This is a genomic window from Kribbella pittospori, from assembly GCF_004331465.1.
Classification (GTDB): Bacteria; Actinomycetota; Actinomycetes; order Propionibacteriales; family Kribbellaceae; genus Kribbella; species Kribbella pittospori.
The window spans coordinates 1-17,003 of record NZ_SJKB01000011.1 but is presented as its reverse complement, the minus strand read 5'-3'; the positions used below and the strand labels follow the sequence as shown (position 1 = coordinate 17,003).

General features: G+C 68.1%; 17 protein-coding genes and 1 tRNA gene. 13 read left to right on the top strand and 5 right to left on the bottom strand.

What is annotated here, in order from left to right; genetic code table 11:
• Positions 1–542: 542 nt before the first annotated feature.
• A tRNA-Leu gene (locus E0H73_RS30935) sits at positions 543–626 on the bottom strand.
• 226 nt (positions 627–852) lie between these two features.
• On the opposite strand from E0H73_RS30935, the gene E0H73_RS30930 reads away from it, so the two are divergent.
• The 6 genes from E0H73_RS30930 to pknB all read left to right on the top strand — a co-directional run bounded on the left by E0H73_RS30930 (position 853) and on the right by pknB (position 8,356).
• A complete protein-coding gene (locus E0H73_RS30930; protein WP_131362234.1) occupies positions 853–1,668 on the top strand; it encodes an FhaA domain-containing protein in 816 nt (271 codons plus the stop codon).
• A 10-nt stretch (positions 1,669–1,678) separates the two neighbouring features.
• Positions 1,679–2,161 carry an FHA domain-containing protein FhaB/FipA gene (locus tag E0H73_RS30925; protein ID WP_131362233.1) on the top strand — a complete coding sequence of 161 codons (483 nt, stop codon included), beginning with the start codon at positions 1,679–1,681 and terminating at the stop codon, positions 2,159–2,161.
• A gap of 10 nt (positions 2,162–2,171) precedes the next feature.
• Positions 2,172–3,572, top strand: coding sequence for a PP2C family protein-serine/threonine phosphatase (locus E0H73_RS48070; protein WP_131362231.1), 1,401 nt, complete (start codon positions 2,172–2,174; stop codon positions 3,570–3,572).
• A complete protein-coding gene (locus E0H73_RS30915) occupies positions 3,569–4,966 on the top strand; it encodes an FtsW/RodA/SpoVE family cell cycle protein (RefSeq protein ID WP_131362229.1) in 1,398 nt (465 codons plus the stop codon). The genes E0H73_RS48070 and E0H73_RS30915 overlap by 4 nt, the downstream gene beginning before the upstream one ends.
• A complete protein-coding gene (locus E0H73_RS30910; RefSeq protein WP_131362227.1) occupies positions 4,963–6,414 on the top strand; it encodes a peptidoglycan D,D-transpeptidase FtsI family protein in 1,452 nt (483 codons plus the stop codon). The genes E0H73_RS30915 and E0H73_RS30910 overlap by 4 nt, the downstream gene beginning before the upstream one ends.
• 115 nt (positions 6,415–6,529) lie before the next feature.
• On the top strand, positions 6,530–8,356 hold the full coding sequence (gene pknB / locus E0H73_RS30905; RefSeq protein WP_131362225.1) for a Stk1 family PASTA domain-containing Ser/Thr kinase: 1,827 nt from the start codon (positions 6,530–6,532) through the stop codon (positions 8,354–8,356).
• 54 nt (positions 8,357–8,410) lie between these two features.
• Here the strand turns inward: pknB and E0H73_RS30900 are convergent, their stop codons facing one another.
• Together E0H73_RS30900 and E0H73_RS30895 are read right to left on the bottom strand one after the other, a co-directional pair.
• A complete protein-coding gene (locus tag E0H73_RS30900) occupies positions 8,411–9,028 on the bottom strand; it encodes an aminodeoxychorismate/anthranilate synthase component II (protein ID WP_131362223.1) in 618 nt (205 codons plus the stop codon).
• Between the two features lie 17 nt (positions 9,029–9,045).
• A complete protein-coding gene (locus E0H73_RS30895) occupies positions 9,046–9,816 on the bottom strand; it encodes a DUF881 domain-containing protein (RefSeq protein ID WP_131362221.1) in 771 nt (256 codons plus the stop codon).
• Positions 9,817–9,927: 111 nt separating this feature from the next.
• On the opposite strand from E0H73_RS30895, the gene E0H73_RS30890 reads away from it, so the two are divergent.
• Positions 9,928–10,188: a cell division protein CrgA gene (locus tag E0H73_RS30890; RefSeq protein ID WP_131362219.1), complete on the top strand. Its 261-nt coding sequence runs from the start codon at positions 9,928–9,930 to the stop codon at positions 10,186–10,188.
• Between the two features lie 195 nt (positions 10,189–10,383).
• Here the strand turns inward: E0H73_RS30890 and E0H73_RS30885 are convergent, their stop codons facing one another.
• A complete protein-coding gene (locus tag E0H73_RS30885; RefSeq protein ID WP_131362217.1) occupies positions 10,384–10,830 on the bottom strand; it encodes an Lrp/AsnC family transcriptional regulator in 447 nt (148 codons plus the stop codon).
• Positions 10,831–10,911: 81 nt separating this feature from the next.
• On the opposite strand from E0H73_RS30885, the gene E0H73_RS30880 reads away from it, so the two are divergent.
• From E0H73_RS30880 to E0H73_RS30860, 5 genes are all read left to right on the top strand, one after another.
• Positions 10,912–11,529, top strand: a complete 618-nt coding sequence (locus tag E0H73_RS30880) for a hypothetical protein (RefSeq protein WP_131362215.1) — start codon at positions 10,912–10,914, stop codon at positions 11,527–11,529.
• Positions 11,530–11,577: 48 nt separating this feature from the next.
• Complete coding sequence (locus E0H73_RS30875) at positions 11,578–12,186, top strand: hypothetical protein (RefSeq protein WP_131362213.1); 609 nt, start codon at positions 11,578–11,580, stop codon at positions 12,184–12,186.
• 121 nt (positions 12,187–12,307) lie between these two features.
• Complete coding sequence (locus E0H73_RS30870; RefSeq protein WP_131362211.1) at positions 12,308–12,832, top strand: EXLDI protein; 525 nt, start codon at positions 12,308–12,310, stop codon at positions 12,830–12,832.
• A gap of 136 nt (positions 12,833–12,968) precedes the next feature.
• A complete protein-coding gene (locus tag E0H73_RS30865; protein ID WP_131362209.1) occupies positions 12,969–13,925 on the top strand; it encodes an ATP-binding cassette domain-containing protein in 957 nt (318 codons plus the stop codon).
• A complete protein-coding gene (locus E0H73_RS30860; RefSeq protein WP_131362207.1) occupies positions 13,922–14,704 on the top strand; it encodes an ABC transporter permease in 783 nt (260 codons plus the stop codon). The genes E0H73_RS30865 and E0H73_RS30860 overlap by 4 nt, the downstream gene beginning before the upstream one ends.
• Here the strand turns inward: E0H73_RS30860 and E0H73_RS30855 are convergent.
• The gene (locus E0H73_RS30855; protein ID WP_131362205.1) at positions 14,701–15,381 is read right to left on the bottom strand and encodes a pyridoxamine 5'-phosphate oxidase family protein; all 681 of its coding nucleotides are present in this window, start codon (positions 15,379–15,381) and stop codon (positions 14,701–14,703) included. The genes E0H73_RS30860 and E0H73_RS30855 overlap by 4 nt on opposite strands.
• A gap of 69 nt (positions 15,382–15,450) precedes the next feature.
• On the opposite strand from E0H73_RS30855, the gene pdxR reads away from it, so the two are divergent.
• The gene (gene pdxR / locus E0H73_RS30850; RefSeq protein ID WP_131362203.1) at positions 15,451–16,839 is read left to right on the top strand and encodes a MocR-like pyridoxine biosynthesis transcription factor PdxR; all 1,389 of its coding nucleotides are present in this window, start codon (positions 15,451–15,453) and stop codon (positions 16,837–16,839) included.
• Positions 16,840–17,003 lie beyond the last annotated feature (164 nt).

The window sequence follows — 17,003 nt, the reverse complement described above, 5'->3', positions numbered from 1 at the left end:
CGAGTGCTCCAAAAGAAAACCGGCCCTTGCAGCCTGGACGACTAGCAGCGGGACCGGTGTTGATGCACCCACCGTAACCGAAAGTATTCGTGGCTACCAGTTCGCCGCCAGTAACCCCGGCGACGTGGAAGTGCTGGACACGATTGAGTCGGCAAGTCAGCACGCACGTAGCCACTCGCGCGGGTGAATCGCAGCACACTAGCCGCACCTCCAGGTGTGACCTTGTGCACGCATCCGCCGCGGGTGCGGATTGCTGACGGTCGGTTCGTGCACAAGGTCCAGGTGTACGGCGACGGGATACGGCAATCGGCTCGCCCGTGCGTGGATCCCTCGACGCACGGTGGCTTTGCGGAAACAAACGTCCACCAGGAGACGAGAAGTTTCCGAAGAGCGGACCAGACCATGATCCGCCTCAGGTGAGTCCGTCTGCGCCGCACCACGTCCGCGAATCAGACCACGAGCCCCCGCAACCCAGTTGTCCTGCGGGACCACAGCAGCCCGTCTGGGAATTGAAAAAGTCCCGGTCTGAGACCGGGACTTTGTGCGCGAGGGGGGAGTTGAACCCCCACGCCCTTTCGGGCACACGGACCTGAACCGTGCGCGTCTGCCTATTCCGCCACCCGCGCGCTTGGATGCGTCTGACAGTGTCGTCTGCAACCGAGAAGGAACATTAGCACGGGTCCAACGGAACGTTCACATTGCGGGTTCGGTCGAACCTCCCGATACGATCGATCGTCGTACCCGGTGTGTCCACCGTGCGGGTGGACGCGGCGTACGGCGTGCCTGCTGAGGGCGCCGGACGGCAGGCACGATCGTTGGCACCAGCCGGCGACCGACCGTGGAGGAGGAGGCGTGCGACCGCTGCAGCGCTTCGAGCGACGCCTGGAGGGCATTGTGAGCGGTGTCTTCGCGCGTGCGTTCAAGGGCGACGTCGAGCCGATCGAGCTGGCGGCGGCGCTCAAGCGTGAGATCGACAACACCGCGCGGATCCTGTCCAGGGACCGCCGGCTGGTGCCGAACCACTTCACGATCGAGCTCGGTCCGGGCGATTTCGAGCGTCTGAACGCCTACGGCCGGACCCTCAACCACGAACTGGCCAACGAACTGCGCGACCACGCCGACATCCAGCGGTACACGTTCTCCGGCCCGATCGAGATCGAGCTGACCCAGCAGGACGACCTCCCGACCGGTAAGTTCCGGGTGGTCAGTGCCACCGTCGGTTCACCACAACGGCGGTCCCAGCCCTATCCGCAGGAGCCCTACGTGCCGCCGAACGACGGCCCGGTGCTGAGCACCCCGGCCAGCCCGCCCCCGCAGCAACAGCAGCCCCGACGCGGTCACCCCCAGGTGATGCTCGAGGTGAACGGCCGGCGTCGCCCGGTCAACCCGCCCGGCGTGGTCCTCGGCCGCGGGACCGACGCGGACATCCAGATCAACGACCCGGGTGTGTCCCGTCGGCATGCCGAGATCCGGCTGATGCCGGAGGGCCCCGGCGGCATCCGTGTTGTGCTGGTCGACCTGGGCTCTACCAACGGCACCCTGGTGAACGGCCGGCGGACCACCGAGGCCGAGTTGGTGGACGGCTCGACCGTACGAATCGGCAACACAACCATGACGCTGCGTCTCGCGGACGAGCCGATGGCCCAGCCGCCGAGCAGCGGGTGGTGATTGAGCTTCCATGTCGGAACTGACCCTGACCCTGATCAAACTGGGGTTCCTGGCCCTGCTGTGGATGTTCGTCCTCGCGGTGCTGTCCGTGATCAGGTCCGACCTGTTCGGCGCCAAGGTGGACAGCCGCGCCGCGGCCGCCGTCGTACCGCAGAACTCCCGTACGCCGAAGCCGGCCAAACCGACCAAGAAACGCAAGGGTCTGCCCGGGTCGGTGACGATCGCGGACGGGCCGCAGGCGGGCGTCGGCGCGACCCTGGTCGACGAGCCGGTGATCATCGGACGCGGCTCGGACTGTCAGATCCGGCTCGATGACGACTACTCTTCGACCCGGCACGCCCGGATATTCTCTTCCGAGGGGCAGTGGTGGGTCGAGGACCTCGGCTCGACCAACGGGACGTACCTGGACGGCCAGCGGGTGACCCGCCCGGTGCCGGCCGAGATCGGCGGCTCGATCCGGATCGGCCGGACGACGCTGAACATCGCGAAGTAGGCCTGCCTCGATGACCCTGTCGCTCGACTACGCAGCACTGTCCGACGTCGGACGGGTACGCCGCAACAATGAGGACTCGGCGTACGCCGGTCCGCACCTGCTGCTGCTCGCCGACGGGATGGGCGGCGCGGCGGCCGGTGAGGTGGCCAGCGCGGCGGCGGTCCAGGTGATCCGGCGGCTGGACAACCCGGAGATCAGCGGCGAGGACATGATCGAGGCGCTGGCCGGCGCGGTGCACCGGGCCAACGAGCGGCTGTCCGAGCTGGTCGAGGAGGACCCGGAGCGCGAGGGGATGGGCTCGACCGTCACCGCGCTGATGTTCGACGGGCAGCAGCTCGGGCTGGCGCATCTCGGCGACTCCCGCGCGTACCGGATGCGGGACGGCCAGCTGTACCAGCTGAGCCACGACCATACTTTTGTGCAGTCGCTGGTGGACGAGGGCCGGATCTCGAAGGAGGAGGCCTTCACCCACCCGCACCGCAACCTGATCCTGCGGGTGCTGGACGGCCGCCCGGACTCCGATCCGGACCTGGAGATGCTCGACGTCCAGGCCGGCGACCGGTTGATGCTGTGCAGTGACGGGCTGCCCGACTACGTGAGCGACGAGGTGATCGCCGCCTCGATGGCCGGCGGTACGCCGGACTCCGTGGTGGTCGAGTTGATCACGCACGCCCTGGAGGCCGGGTCCAACGACAACGTCACCTGTGTCGTCGCGGACGTGATCGAGACGCCGCCCGTCAGCGGGGAGGCGCCGCAACTGGTCGGCGCCGCAGCCGAGCTGGCGCAGGGCAGCACGGGTCGCGGCGAGCCGACCACAGCGATCCGGGGAGGCGGCGGCCACGGCGGCGGCGGTCACGGGCCCGCGCTGGACCCGGAGGAGCTGCGATACGCCCCGAGGCCGCCGAAGCGGTTCCCCTGGCTGCGGCGGATCGCCGTACTGGTGGTGATTCTCGGTCTGATCGGTGGCGGTATCTGGTTCGCGTACAGCTGGACCCAGAAGCAGTACTTCGTCGGCACCGACGGCGACTACGTGGCGATCTTCCAGGGTGTGGAAGCCGACCTCCCCGGCCTGACGCTGTCGAAGGTGTACGAGCGGCAGACGTTGCAGGTGGACAAGCTGCCGACGTACAGCCGGGAGCAGGTGGAGGCCAACATCCAGGCCGACAACCTGGACGGGGCCCGCAGCATCGTCGGCGAACTGCAGCACACAGCGGACGAGTGCGCGAAGGCCAAGGCGAAGCCGACCCCGAGTCCGACACCTCGGCCGAGTACGCCGCCGCCGCCGACCGGCAAGCCAGTGTCCACGCCGCCGAAGCCTCCGGCCACGGTCCCGGTGACCTCACCGTCGACGACACCGTCGACGACGCCGAGCACGCCGGTGGACCCCGACGACTGTGACGGCGTTCGATGAGCATCGCGTCGACGTCGGTCATCCAGATCATCCCGCGCACCCGGCGCGGGGTGGAGTTGTTCCTGCTCATCATCGCGGTCGGTGTCTCGGTCGCGGCGTACGTGAACATCGGCATCACCGTGCAGGACAAGGTCCCGGCCAGTACCGGGTACTACGCCGCCGGCATCGGCCTGCTCGCCCTGATCGCCCACCTCGCGCTGCGCTACCGGGCGCCGTACGCCGACCCTGTCCTGCTGCCGTGCGCGGTGCTGCTGAACGGGCTCGGCGTGGCGATGATCCACCGCATCGACCTCGGCCTGGCCTCGATCGCCGAGGCGAACGGCCGGACCCCGAAGCCACCGGCGGCGCCGCAGCAGATCACCTGGACCGCGGTCGGCATCGTGCTGTTCCTCGTGGTGATCCTTTTGATCAGAGATCACAGGCGCCTGCAGGCCCTCACCTACACCGCCGGACTGGCCGGTCTGATCCTGCTCGTCCTGCCGCTGATCCCCGGCCTCGGTGTTAACCTGAACGGCGCCCGGATCTGGATCCGCCTGGCCGGGATGTCGTTCCAGCCCGGTGAGTTCGCGAAGGTCTGCCTGGTCATCTTCTTCGCCGGCTACCTGGTGGTGAAGCGCGACGTACTGACGCTTGCCGGGCACCGCTTCCTCGGCCTCGACCTGCCGCGGGCCCGCGATCTGGGTCCGATCCTGATCGCCTGGGGGGTCAGCCTGGGTGTGCTGGTCTTCGAGAGCGACCTCGGATCGTCCCTGCTGTTCTTCGGTCTGTTCCTGTTCCTGCTGTACGTGTCGACCGAGCGGGCCGGCTGGCTGATCATCGGTGGCCTGCTGTTCGCGGCCGGTGCGTTCTTCGCGTACCAGACGTTCGGACACGTGCACAAACGAATCCAGGACTGGCTCGACCCGTTCTCGATCGACGGCGGTCAAGTCGCGACCGGGCTGATGGGCCAGGCCTGGGGCGGCGTCCTCGGCCGCGGTCTCGGCCAGGGTCGCCCGGAGATCACGCTGTACGGCCAGAGCGACATGATCATCTCCTCGTTCGCCGAGGAGCTCGGCCTGACCGGACTGATCGCGATCATCCTGGTCTACACACTCATCATCGAGCGCGGCCTGCGGACCGCACTCGGCTGCCGTGACATCTTCGGCAAGCTGATCGCGACCGGTCTGGCGATGTCGTTCGCCCTGCAGATCTTCGTGATCGTCGGCGGCGTCACCGGGCTGATCCCGCTGACCGGCCTGGCCACGCCGTTCATGGCGCTGGGCGGTACGTCGCTGGTCGCGAACTGGGCGATCATCGCGCTGCTGCTGCGGATCAGTGACCAAGCACGCCGGCCGCAGACGCCGGCCGCTCCCGTGTCCGACGAAACGATCGCCATGGCGGTGCAGAAGCAGTGAATTCAGCGATCCGACGACTGGCCATGGCAGCGATCATCCTGATGCTCGCGCTGATGGCGAACTCGACGTACCTGCAGGCGTTCCGGGCCAATGAGCTCAACGGCCGCAACGACAACCGCCGCGTGCGCGACTCGCAGTTCTCGGTGAACCGCGGGCCGATCCTGATCGGCAGTACGCCGATCGCCAAGAGCGAGCAGTCGAGCGACCGGTTCAAGTTCCAGCGCACCTACCCGGCCGGACCGACGTACGCACCGCTCACCGGGTTCTACTCCTACCTGTTCGGCCGGGGCGGGATCGAGCTGACGATGAACTCCGAGCTGAACGGCTCGGACCCGTCGATGGCGTTCCGCCGGATCATCGACGTGATCAGCAACCGTCCGCAGCAGGGCGGCAGCGTGACGCTGACCCTGAACGCCGCGGCCCAGCAGGCGGCGTACGCCGGACTGTCCGGCAAGACCGGCGCGGTCGTCGCGCTCGAGCCGAAGACCGGCAAGGTGCTCGCGATGGTGAGCCGGCCGTCGTACGACCCGAACCAGCTGGCCTCGCACGACCTGGACAAGGTCAGCGACGCGTGGAAGAGGCTGAACGCCGACCCGAACAAGCCGCTGTCGAACCGGGCGGCGAAGGAGCTCTACCCGCCGGGCTCGACGTTCAAGCTGGTGACGGCGGCGGCCGCGCTGTCGAGCGGGAAGTACACGCCGGAGACGAAGGTCAACTCGCCCGCCGAGCTGCCGTTGCCGCAGACCACGCAACCGCTGGTGAACGAGGACCGCCGCAACTGCGGCGGCAGCGACAACGCGACCCTCACGGTGGCGCTGCGCTTGTCGTGCAACACGGCGTTCGGCAGTGTCGGCCTGGACCTCGGTCCGGACGTACTGCGTGACCAGGCGGCGAAGTTCGGCTTCGGCGAGAAGCAACTGCCGGAGCTCGGGGCCGTCGCCAGCCAGTTCCCCGGCGACCCGAACCAGCCCCAGACAGCGCAGTCCGCGATCGGGCAGTTCGACGTCCGGGCCACCCCGCTGCAGATGGCGATGGTGTCGGCCGGGATCGCGAACAAGGGCGAGGTGATGAAGCCCTACCTGGTCCAGAACGTGAAGACCGCCGACCTGAAGACGGTGTCGGAGACGAAGCCGGAGTCGCTGCACCAGGCGGTCACGCCGGAGGTCGCGTCCCAGCTGACCACGATGATGATCGACGTCGTGAACAACGGCACCGGCAAGCCGGGCCGGATCAGCGGGATCCAGGTGGCCGGCAAGACGGGTACGGCGCAGACCGCGCCGGACCGGCCGCCGTTCGCCTGGTTCACCGCGTTCGCGCCGGCTGACGACCCGAAGGTCGCGGTCGCCGTACTGATCGAGAAGGCGAACATCTCCCGCGACGACATCGCCGGCGGCAAGCTCGCCGCGCCGATCGCGAAGAGCGTCATGGAGGCGGTGCTGAACCAATGAGCACCATACGGAATGATGCCGTGACAGTGCGTCTTTCCAACGGGGATCCACAGGTGGCGGTGGCTACCGTGGGCAGATCGAGTGTGAGTTTCCGGACAGGTTGGAAGGCTGAGTCATGACATCGCAGGCACGTCTCGTCGGCGGCCGGTACGAAGAAGGCGAACCGCTCGGCCGCGGCGGCATGGCCGATGTGCGCAGGGGCGTCGACAACCGACTCGGCCGGGCCGTCGCGATCAAGCGGCTCCGGGTCGACCTGGCGAGTGACGCGACCTTCCAGGCCAGGTTCCGCCGCGAGGCGCAGTCGGCGGCCTCGTTGAACCACCCGACCATCGTGTCGGTGTACGACACCGGCGAGGAGCCCGACCCGAACGGCTCCGGCGTCACCATTCCGTACATCGTGATGGAACTGGTGACCGGCAAGACCCTGCGTGACCTGATCCGCGAGGGCCGCAAGATCATGCCGGAGCGGGCGCTGGAGATCACCTCCGGTGTGCTCGAGGCACTGGACTACAGCCACCGGGCCGGCATCGTGCACCGCGACATCAAGCCCGGGAACGTGATGCTGACCCCGCAGGGTCAGGTCAAGGTGATGGACTTCGGCATCGCCCGGGCGGTCGCGGACACCTCGTCCACGATGACCCAGACCGCGGCCGTCATCGGCACGGCGCAGTACCTGTCCCCGGAGCAGGCGCGCGGCGAGACCGTGGACGCCCGCTCCGACCTGTACTCCACCGGCTGCCTGCTGTACGAACTGCTCACCGGCCGGCCGCCGTTCGTCGGTGAGTCGCCGGTGTCGGTGGCCTATCAGCATGTTCGGGAGCAGCCGCTGCCGCCGTCGTCGTTCGACCCGGACATCCCCCCGGAGGTCGACGCCGTCGTACTGAAGGCGCTGGCGAAGAGCCGCGAGGAGCGATACCAGAGCGCCTCGGAAATGCGGCAGGACATCCACCGGGTGCTGGCCGGCCAGCAGGTGACCGCGCCGATGGCGTCGGTCGCCGAGACCCGCGCGATCCCGGCGACCATGGCCGCGACCGCGGCGACGCAGGCGTACCGGCAGGGTCCGGCCGACGACCTGCTGCCGCCCGGCGGCGACCCGGACGACCTCGAGGACTCCCGGTCGCGGCGCAACCGCGGCCTCGCCTACTTCCTGCTCGGCCTGGCCGTCGTCGCGATCGCGGTCGGTGCCTACGCCCTGTTCACCAACCTGGGCAAGGACAACGGCGGTACGGCGACCACTCCGCCGGCCAAGGTCCAGGTGCCGGATGTGAGCGGCATGACGGCGACGCAGGCGACCGCGGCGCTGACCGAGAAGGGCCTGAAGTTCGCGCAGGGGCCGAACCAGACGAGTGACACGGTCGGGCGCGGGTTCGCGCTCAGCCAGACGCCGGAGCCGGCCACCGAAGCCGACCCGGGCTCGGTGGTCACCGTGGTGTTCTCGTCCGGCCGGGCCGCGTTCCCGGTGCCGGATGTGATCGGCAAGTCCGAGTCGCAGGCGCGCAAGGCGCTGGAGGACTCGGCCGGGAAGTTCAAGGTCAAGGAAGAGACGGTCAAGCAGGACAGCGGCGAGAAGGCCGGCACCGTCCTCGCGGTCAGCCCGGATCCGAACGGCCAGTACCCGTCCGGCGCCGAGTTCACCCTGACCGTGTCCAGCGGCAAGGAACTGGTCGAGGTCCCGAACGTCGTCAGCGTGCCGCAGGACGACGCGACCAAGCAACTCAAGGATCTCGGCTTCCAGGTCGGCTACAAGAACGGCACCGACCCGAACTACGGTCCGGACGCGGTGATCGCGCAGAGCGAGAAGGCCGGCACCAAGATCGCGAAGGGCTCGACGATCACGCTGACCGTCAACACGGAGCCGGAGCAGCCGACCACCACTCCGAGCGACACCCCGCCGACCGACCCCGAGAGCCCGGATACGCCAAGGATCACGATCGGCGGCTGACCGCCGTACAACGCACGAAGGCCCCCGCCTCGGCGAGGGCCTTTCGTGTTGGTGTCAGCTGACGACAGGCGCCAGGCCGACCGAGCGGGAGACCGCGTCGGGGTCGCCGCAGATCGCGAGCCAGTTGGCCAGCATCCGGTGGCCGCCCTCGGTGAGCACCGACTCCGGGTGGAACTGGACGCCTTCGACCGCGAGGTCGCGGTGCCGGGCTGCCATGATCACGCCGGCATCGGTTCGCGCTGTCACCTGCAGCTCGTCCGGCACGGTGTCCTCGGCGATCGCGAGCGAGTGGTACCGGGTCGCGGTGAACGGCGACGGCAGTCCGGCGAGCACGCCGGCGCCCTCGTGGAACACCTGGCTCGTCTTCCCGTGCAGCAACTCATCGGCGCGTCCGACCACGCCGCCGTACGCGACTCCGATGGCCTGGAGGCCGAGGCAGACGCCGAAGATCGGCACCTCGCCGCCCTTCTCGCGCACGATGTCCACGCAGGCACCGGCTTCCTCCGGCGTACCGGGGCCGGGCGAGAGCAGGACTCCGTCGTACTCGGTGACCTGGTCAGGGGTGACCTCGTCGTTGCGCAGCACAGTGGTCTCGGCCTGCAACTGCTGGAGGTACTGCACCAGGTTGTAGACGAAGGAGTCGTAGTTGTCGACGACAAGGATCCGCGGCATGCGGACCATTGTGACAGTTACCGGCCGCTGGCGGTCGGGCTGACCGACGGGGTGTGCTCGAACCCGGGCACGGTCGCACTCTGCAGGTCGAGCGTGCCCTCGTACGCCGGCATCGCGATCGACGACTCGTTCTTCACCTCGTAGCCGAGCTGGAACTTCACCACATAGTCCTGCAGGTTCTCGATGTACTGCGAGTCGTCCAGCGCCTGCTGCAGCTTGCGCCGGTCACCGATCGCGGTGATCTTGTACGGCGGCAGGTAGGGCACCCCGTGCAGTACTACGGAGTTCCCCACGCACTTGATCCCGGTGGTGGAGATGACCCGGTGGTTCTGGATCATCAGCGCGTCGGCGCCACCGGCCCAGAGCGCGTTCACGACCGCTTGGATGTCCTGCTGGTGGATGACCAACCAGTCGGCGTCGACGTCCGGGTTCTCCTTGACCACCTCGGACGGCGCGTCCTTCAGCGTCACCGTCAGACCCGGACCGGTGACCGGCGTGGTCCCGACGTCCTCGGACAGGTCCTGGAGCTTCTTGGACAGCGCCGGATCGATCGAACCCTGCTGCTCCTGCAGCTTCTCGATGTCCTGGGTCAGCGCCGCGTGCTGGCGGACCAGGCTCGCGCTGCGCCGACTCTGTTCCTCCACCAGCCCGGCGAGCGTAGTGTTGCGGGAAGGACGCAGGTCGGTGCCCCGGGCGTTGGTGGCGCTGGTCGCGAACAGCAGACCGGCGCACAGCAGCGCCAGGGGTGCCCCCACGCGCCACAGCGAAATCCGCTTGAACCTACGCACCTGTGATCTCCATGTTGCTGTCTGCACTACGCTAACCCCGGACCGGACCCGACAGGTCCGGGCCTCCTGGCCTCAGAGGTCAGCTTATGCGTCCTTACAAGGAGTTCAGCCGTGCCCGAGTCGAGCAGTCGCAACAAGAAGAAGACCGACAAGGTCAAGGTGCAGAAGACGCCGAAGAAGCCGCGCACCACCAGCCGCGTGTGGGTCGCGCCGGTGATGCTGGCCTGCTGGCTGCTCGGGCTCGCCTGGCTGGTCGTCTTCTATGTGGCCGGCCAGAACATTCCGCTGATGGACGACCTGGGCAACTGGAACCTGCTGATCGGCATGGGCCTGATCGCGGTCGGCTTCGTCGTCTCCACCCAATGGGTCTGACGCACTGACACCAGCCGGTGAACCGGACCTGTCCGGAATCACAGCGGTGGAGTTATCCACATCCATATCCCCAGTTGTGCACACCGTTTTGGCGAACTTATCCCCAGCTCACCGTCGACTTCTCCACCGAATCCGGCCGAAACTCGGCCAAATCTGTGGATAAGTAGGGTTTGAGTGGATGAGTTTCCACACCGTTCACGTTGGCAGCGGGCGGTTGTCCACCACCTTCTTCATCACGATCGTCGAGGTCAGCCGCTGTACGCCGGGCAGCCGGGCCAGCCGCTCGTCGCGCAGCCGCTGGAACGCGCCGATGTCGGCCGTCGCCACCCGGACGAAGTAGTCCGGCTCCCCGAACAGCCGCTCGGCATGCACCACCTCGGGGATCTCGGCCAGCCCGGACTCGAACCCGGCCACCGACTCCTCCCGGTCCATCGTGACCGCGAGCAGCACCTCGAACCCGCGCCCGACCGCGCCCGGATCGATGACGGCCCGGTATCCACTGATGACTCCGGACCGCTCCAGCTCCCGCAGCCGCCGGTGACAGGGCGCCGCACTCAGCCCGATCCGTTGGGCGAGTTCGGTGACAGTCAGCCGGCCCTCCGCCTGAAGCACCGCAAGGATCTTGCGATCGATCGCGTCCATGACCCAGATCCTAGCCGCGATCCCGCGATGTGAGCATGAATTCGCACGATAAAGTCGTCGATTCAGCAGTAATCTTGCGCCATGCTGGACTTCCTGCCCATCCTCGCCGCCTGCTTCGGGATTCCGCAGTACCTGCCGCAGCTCCTCAAGCTCCGCGGCACGGGTGACACGGCCGGCGTCTCCTGGTCCTGGGCGACGCTGACGAGTGCGAACAACGCGGCCTGGTTCGCGTACTTCATGGCCTCGGGCTACTGGACCGCGAGCCTGCCGTCCACAGGGGCAGCCATCCTGGCCGGCACCCTCTCGGTGATGCTGGTACGACGTGGCGCGGTGAACCGGCGCGCGATCGCATGGATCTGCGGCTGGGTGGGTCTACTCGTGCTGGCCGCTGCCATAGGCGGGCGGATCGGCCTGGGCACCTTGCTCGCCGCCGCCTCGATCGTCCAGGTCACGCCGTCGGTGTGGACGGCGTACCGGACCGCACGCCCGACCGGCATCTCCGAAGGCACCTGGGCGCTGGTGTTCGGCGAACTGTCCTGCTGGTTCGTCTTCGGCCTGTGGAAAACCGACCCGCGCCTGATCACCCTAGGCGCCACCGGCATCCTCGCCAGCGTCCTCATGCTCGCCCGCATCCACCGTGCGAAGCGTCAGCGGACCGTCACGATGACGGCCGTCGACGAGGCGGAGAGCCGGGCGTAACGTCGAAAACGCCGACCTACGGCCCGAGGAGACGGGGAGGGTCTCATCATGTTCGTACAGGTCATTCAGGGGCAGGTCACCGACACCGAGCAGGCGCACGCCGCGATGGATCGGTGGATGGAAGAACTGGCGCCCGAGGCGTCCGGCTGGCTGGGGACCACGGCCGGTGTCACCGCGGACGGACGGTTCATCGCGCTGGCTCGCTTCGACTCCGCCGACGCCGCCCGACGGAACAGCGACTCGCCGGCGCAGGACAAGTGGTGGCACGAGTTCTCGTCGCTGCTCAGCAGCGGTGCCACCTTCCACGACACCGAGGACGTGGTCCTGGATGTGCAGGGGAACCCGGACTCGGCCGGTTTCGTGCAGGTCATGCAGGGCGCCGGCAGCAACCCGGAGCGCGCGCGTGAAGTGATGGGGCAGCACCGGGACGAATGGGCCGCGTTCCGGCCCGAGATCCTCGGCAGCGAGGTCGCCATGTACGACCAGGGCAACTACACGATGGCGATGTACTTCTCCACCGAGGCCGAGGCCCGCGCAGGAGAGCAGAAGGAGGTCCCGCCGGAACTGCAGGCGGACATGGACGAGATGAACGCTCTCGCCGCCGGTCCGCCGGAGTTCTTCGACCTCAAGCAGCCGTGGCTCTACTCACCCAGCTGAGCCACCGATCACCCGAGCCGGCCGCGACGAGCCTCGTCGTGGCCGGCTCCGCGTCTACGTAGAGATATATGTAGACATCTGCGTAGCCTTCTGCGTATAGTTCTACGTAGGAGGAGGGCGAATGCCTAACAAGACGATCTACGTGTCGGACGACGACCTGCCGCTGTACAAGAAGGCGCAGGAGCTCGCCGGGAACCTGTCCTCGGCGATCTCGATCGCGCTGCGCAAGTACGTCGAACTGGAGGAAGGCCGGCTCGAGGGGTACGACGAGATCACCGTGCGGGTGGGCCGGGGGACCGGCCGCAAGCAGCGGTTCTCCGGCGTACTGCTCGCCGAGGGCGGCCGATCCAGCAAGAACGGCTACGAGGCCTTCAAGGTCTACCGGAGCCGGACCGGCAAGTACGTGCTGCACGCGGACCGCAGCAACCTCTTCACCGTGGGCGCCGACGACGAGCAGTACCTGAGCGGCTGGCGCTCCTGGATCGGCAACTGGAGCACCGACCAGTCCTGGAGCATGGCCCAGGGCGAGGCCACCCTCGATGTCGTCGACACCATCGAGGAGCTCCGCGAGCTGATCCCCGAGGACCTCTACGAACTGGTCGAGGAAGCCTCGAGCCACCCCACGGTGGAGGACCTCGACATCTAGTCCCCACTGAACCTCGCTGATCCGGCGCCTGACAACAGGCCGGCCGGCTGGATCAGCACGCCCTGAATCTCCTCCCACAGACCCTTTCAGCCACTGGGTCAGGTTCACCCTGCCCACTTTCACCCGAGGAAGACCCATGTCATCAGCCATCGACGTCCGCGGACTGCGCAAGTCCTACGGCGACAAGCTCGTGCTGGACGGCATCGACCTGAACGTTGCCGAAGGCACCATCTTTTCCCTGCTCGGCCCGAACGGCGCCGGCAAGACCACCGCGGTGCAGATCCTGTCCACCCTGATCGCGGCCGACGCCGGCGAGATCCGGGTCGCGGGGTTCGACCTGCGCCAGAACCCCGAGGGCGTCCGGTCGGCGATCGGCGTCACCGGACAGTTCTCCGCGGTCGACGGTCTGCTCACCGGCCGCGAGAACCTGATCATGATGGCCGACCTGCACCACCTCGGCCGTCGCGAGGCCCGCCTCCGGGCGGACGAACTGCTGGAGCGGTTCGACCTGGTCGAGGCCGGCTCGAAGATGGCCTCGACGTACTCCGGCGGCATGAAGCGCCGGCTCGACCTGGCGATGACGCTGGTCGGCGATCCGCGGATCATCTTCCTGGACGAGCCGACCACCGGCCTGGACCCGCGCAGCCGGCACAGCATGTGGCAGCTGATCCGCGAGCTGGTCGCCGGCGGCGTCACGGTGCTCCTGACCACGCAGTACCTGGACGAGGCGGATGAGCTCGCCGACCAGATCGCCGTACTCGATCATGGGCGGTTGGTCGCGCAGGGGACGGCCGAGCAGTTGAAGCGGCTCGTACCGGGCGGACATGTCCGGCTCCGGTTCACCGCGCCCGACGACTTCGCCCTCGCGTCCGAGGTCCTGCCGGCCGCGGCGCGGGACGAGGAGGCACTGGTCCTGCAGGTGCCGAACGACGGCAGCGTGCACTCGCTGCGCGCTCTGCTGGCCCGGATCGACGACGCCTCGCTCGAGGTCGACGAACTGACGGTCCACACCCCCGACCTGGACGACGTGTTCTTCGCCGTCACCGGTCAGCCCACTGTTGAGACTTCGCACGAGAAGGTGACGACGAAATGAGTTACGCAGTACAGGACACCGCCACCATGCTGCGCCGCAACCTGCGGCACGCCCAGCGCTACCCCGGTCTGTCCCTCGGCGCCCTCGGGATGCCGGTGATCATGATCCTGCTGTTCGGCCTCGTCTTCGGCGACACGTTCTCGGCAGGTCTCGGCGGCGGCGCCGGCTTCGATTACATCGACTTCCTCACCCCGGGCATCCTGCTGATGTCGATCGCGTCCGGGACGATGTCTCCCGCGGTGGCCGTCTGCATGGACATGACCGAGGGCATCGTCGCGCGGTTCCGGACGATGGCGATCTTCCGGCCCGCCGTACTGACCGGACATGTGCTGGGCAACGTGCTCGTGACGATGGTCAGCCTGGCGTTGGTGGTCGGCTTCGCCGTCCTGATCGGGTTCCGCCCGAACGCGTCCTTGGGAGACTGGCTGCTGGCAGCCGGCCTGATGATCGCGCTGACCGTCGCGCTGACCTGGTTCGCGATCGCGCTGGGCCTGACCAGCAAGACACCGGAGGCGGCGAGCAACGTCGTCCTGCCGATCTCCCTGCTGCTGCCGTTCCTGAGCAACACCTTCATTCCGCTGGAGTCGATGCCGAGCGGAATCCGCTGGTTCGCCGAGTACCAGCCGTTCACTCCGACCATCAACACCCTGCGGCACCTGCTGCTGGGTACGCCGATGGACAGCGGCGACGGCTGGCTCGCGCTGGCCTGGTGCGCGGCGATCGCCGTGGTCGGCTACTTCTGGGCCCAGAAGAACTACAACAAGGGGACGGTGGCCTAGCTCGGTGCGCCGAGCAGGTTCGCTCGAGTGCGGATGTGCGCAGGCACCAGCAGGTCGCAGTCGGGGTTGTTCTCCGGTTCGCCGGCGACGACATGGAGCGGGATCACGCCAGTCCAGTAGGGCAGGTCGAGGTCCTGCTCCTCGTCGTTGGCAGGGCCGGAGCGGGTCTTCACCGAGGCCTCGGTCAGGGAGAGCGCGAGGACCGAGGTCTTCGCGAGTTCCTTGCGGTTCGGCGGGCGGACCGCGGTGGAGCGACCAGGCACCAGGTGGTCGACGATGCGGTTGAGGGCGTGCAGTTTCTCGTCCGGATCGGTCACCAGACGCGGTACGCCGAAGATCACCGCCGACCGGTAGTTGACCGAGTGGTGGAACGCGGAGCGGGCGAGCACCAGACCGTCAGCGTGCGTGATGGTCACGCAGATTGTTTGCTGCGGCGCCGCGACCACACTGCGGGCGGCGACCGACCCGTGCAGGTACAGCGTCCCGTCCGGTCCCTCGTCCAGGTCCACGCCGTACGCCGTCGGCAGCACCAGCGGTGCACCATCGACGACGACACCCAGGTGGCAGAACATGCCGTCGAGGAGTACGTCGTACAGCGCCTGGCGGTCGGTGGCGGCGCGTTCCTTGGAGCGGCGCAGGGCGGTCCGGTCGGTCGGCTGCAGCGGCGTCGTGGTCATGTCACCAGAGTCGCGTCCGGAGTGGCATGCTGGCACGGTCCATTCCCGCGCGAATCAGGTAGTCCATTCGTGGAAAGCTCCCTGCCGCTGACCATCGATCGCCGTACCGGTCTGCCGCTGCACCTGCAGCTGGCCGAGCAGTTCCGGGCCGCGATCCTGGACGGCCGGCTCCGGTCCGGCCACCGGCTCCCGTCCACCCGCGACCTCGCCCGCGACCTGTCCGTGTCCCGGTCCGTGACCCAGGCGGCGTACGACCAACTCCACGCCGAGGGGTGGATCGAGGGTCGCACGGGTGCCGGGACCTACGTGACGGACGTCGTACCGCTGCAGCCCGCCGTACGGCACCGGGCCGCACCCCAGCCGGACCCGGCAGCCGAGCTGCTGTCGCTGCGGCCTGGCATCCCGTACATCGCCCCGACGCCGGACCCGGGCTGGCGACGTGCCTGGCGGGAGGTGTCGACGCAGTCGCCACCACGTGGGTACGACGATGCCGCCGGTCTGCCGGAGCTCCGAGCTGCGCTGGCCGATCACGTCGGCCGGGTCCGCGGGATCGCCTGCGGGCCGGAGAACATCCTGATCACCAACGGCACCGTGCACGGCCTCCGGCTGATCCTCACGGTGACCCGGCGGCCGGGCGACCGGATCGCGATCGAGGATCCCGGCTACCTGAACGCGGTCGTCGCGGCGCGGGACCATCACCTCGACGTTGTCGACGTACCGGTGGACTCCGACGGGCTGCGGGTCTCCGCACTGACCGAGGTCCCCGCCGTCTACGTCACGCCGTCGCACCAGTACCCGCTCGGCGGCCGGCTACCCGTTGCCCGACGCAACGAGTTGGTCCGGTGGGCACGCCGCAACGACGCGATGCTGATCGAGGACGACTACGACAGCGAGTTCCGGTACGACGTCGCGCCTCTGCCCGCGCTCGCCCAACTCGACCTGGATCGGGTGGTCCATCTCGGCACGCTCTCCAAGACGATCAGCCCGGCGCTCCGGCTTGGCTGGCTCGTCGCCTCCGACGCGATGGTCGACCGACTGGCCCGCTTCCGCGCCGAGTCCGGCGACTGGCCCGGTTGGCCGATGCAGGCCGCCCTGCTCGCCATGCTCCGCGACGGCTACCTCGACCAAACCGTCCGCAAAGGCCGCCGCCTGTACGCCGACCGCCGCCTCCACACCTGCACCGCCCTCGCCCCGTACGGCCAAATCATCGGCCAAGAAGCCGGCCTCCACATCACCCTGCTCCTCCCCACCCACCTCAACGACCAAGCCATAACCACCGCGGCCCGCCAAGCGGGCGTAGTAGTAGCCCCGCTCTCGGACTACCGCCGCTCCACCCCCGGCCCACCCGGCCTGGTCATCGGCTACGCCACCCCCACCACCCCCGACCTCCACCAAGCCCTCAAAATCCTGGTCCAGGTCCTCGACCGTTTCGACACCTCTCGAAAGGCTCCCGCTTGACCTGACCGCCTGACACGCTCTCACCTGGAGGGCTCTGTCTGGGGAGGGGACCAATGAAGGTTGGACTAGACGGTATGAAGTGACCGCTCGGGGTTGCTGGGTGGTTGCGGGCCGGGGCCTCACTCGCACAGATTCGTGGGTTGCCGAGTAGGGGCTGCCTGCTC

What these genes read in the sequence shown, in the direction of transcription:
- E0H73_RS30925 (WP_131362233.1), top strand. Translation starts at nt 1,679, where the DNA reads ATGTCGGAACTGACCCTGACCCTGATCAAACTGGGGTTCCTGGCCCTG.
- E0H73_RS48070 (WP_131362231.1), top strand. Translation starts at nt 2,172, where the DNA reads ATGACCCTGTCGCTCGACTACGCAGCACTGTCCGACGTCGGACGGGTA.
- E0H73_RS30915 (WP_131362229.1), top strand. Translation starts at nt 3,569, where the DNA reads ATGAGCATCGCGTCGACGTCGGTCATCCAGATCATCCCGCGCACCCGG.
- pknB (WP_131362225.1), top strand. Translation starts at nt 6,530, where the DNA reads ATGACATCGCAGGCACGTCTCGTCGGCGGCCGGTACGAAGAAGGCGAA.
- E0H73_RS30900 (WP_131362223.1), bottom strand. Translation starts at nt 9,028, where the DNA reads ATGCCGCGGATCCTTGTCGTCGACAACTACGACTCCTTCGTCTACAAC.
- E0H73_RS30885 (WP_131362217.1), bottom strand. Translation starts at nt 10,830, where the DNA reads ATGGACGCGATCGATCGCAAGATCCTTGCGGTGCTTCAGGCGGAGGGC.
- E0H73_RS30880 (WP_131362215.1), top strand. Translation starts at nt 10,912, where the DNA reads ATGCTGGACTTCCTGCCCATCCTCGCCGCCTGCTTCGGGATTCCGCAG.
- E0H73_RS30875 (WP_131362213.1), top strand. Translation starts at nt 11,578, where the DNA reads ATGTTCGTACAGGTCATTCAGGGGCAGGTCACCGACACCGAGCAGGCG.
- E0H73_RS30870 (WP_131362211.1), top strand. Translation starts at nt 12,308, where the DNA reads ATGCCTAACAAGACGATCTACGTGTCGGACGACGACCTGCCGCTGTAC.
- E0H73_RS30865 (WP_131362209.1), top strand. Translation starts at nt 12,969, where the DNA reads ATGTCATCAGCCATCGACGTCCGCGGACTGCGCAAGTCCTACGGCGAC.
- E0H73_RS30860 (WP_131362207.1), top strand. Translation starts at nt 13,922, where the DNA reads ATGAGTTACGCAGTACAGGACACCGCCACCATGCTGCGCCGCAACCTG.
- E0H73_RS30855 (WP_131362205.1), bottom strand. Translation starts at nt 15,381, where the DNA reads ATGACCACGACGCCGCTGCAGCCGACCGACCGGACCGCCCTGCGCCGC.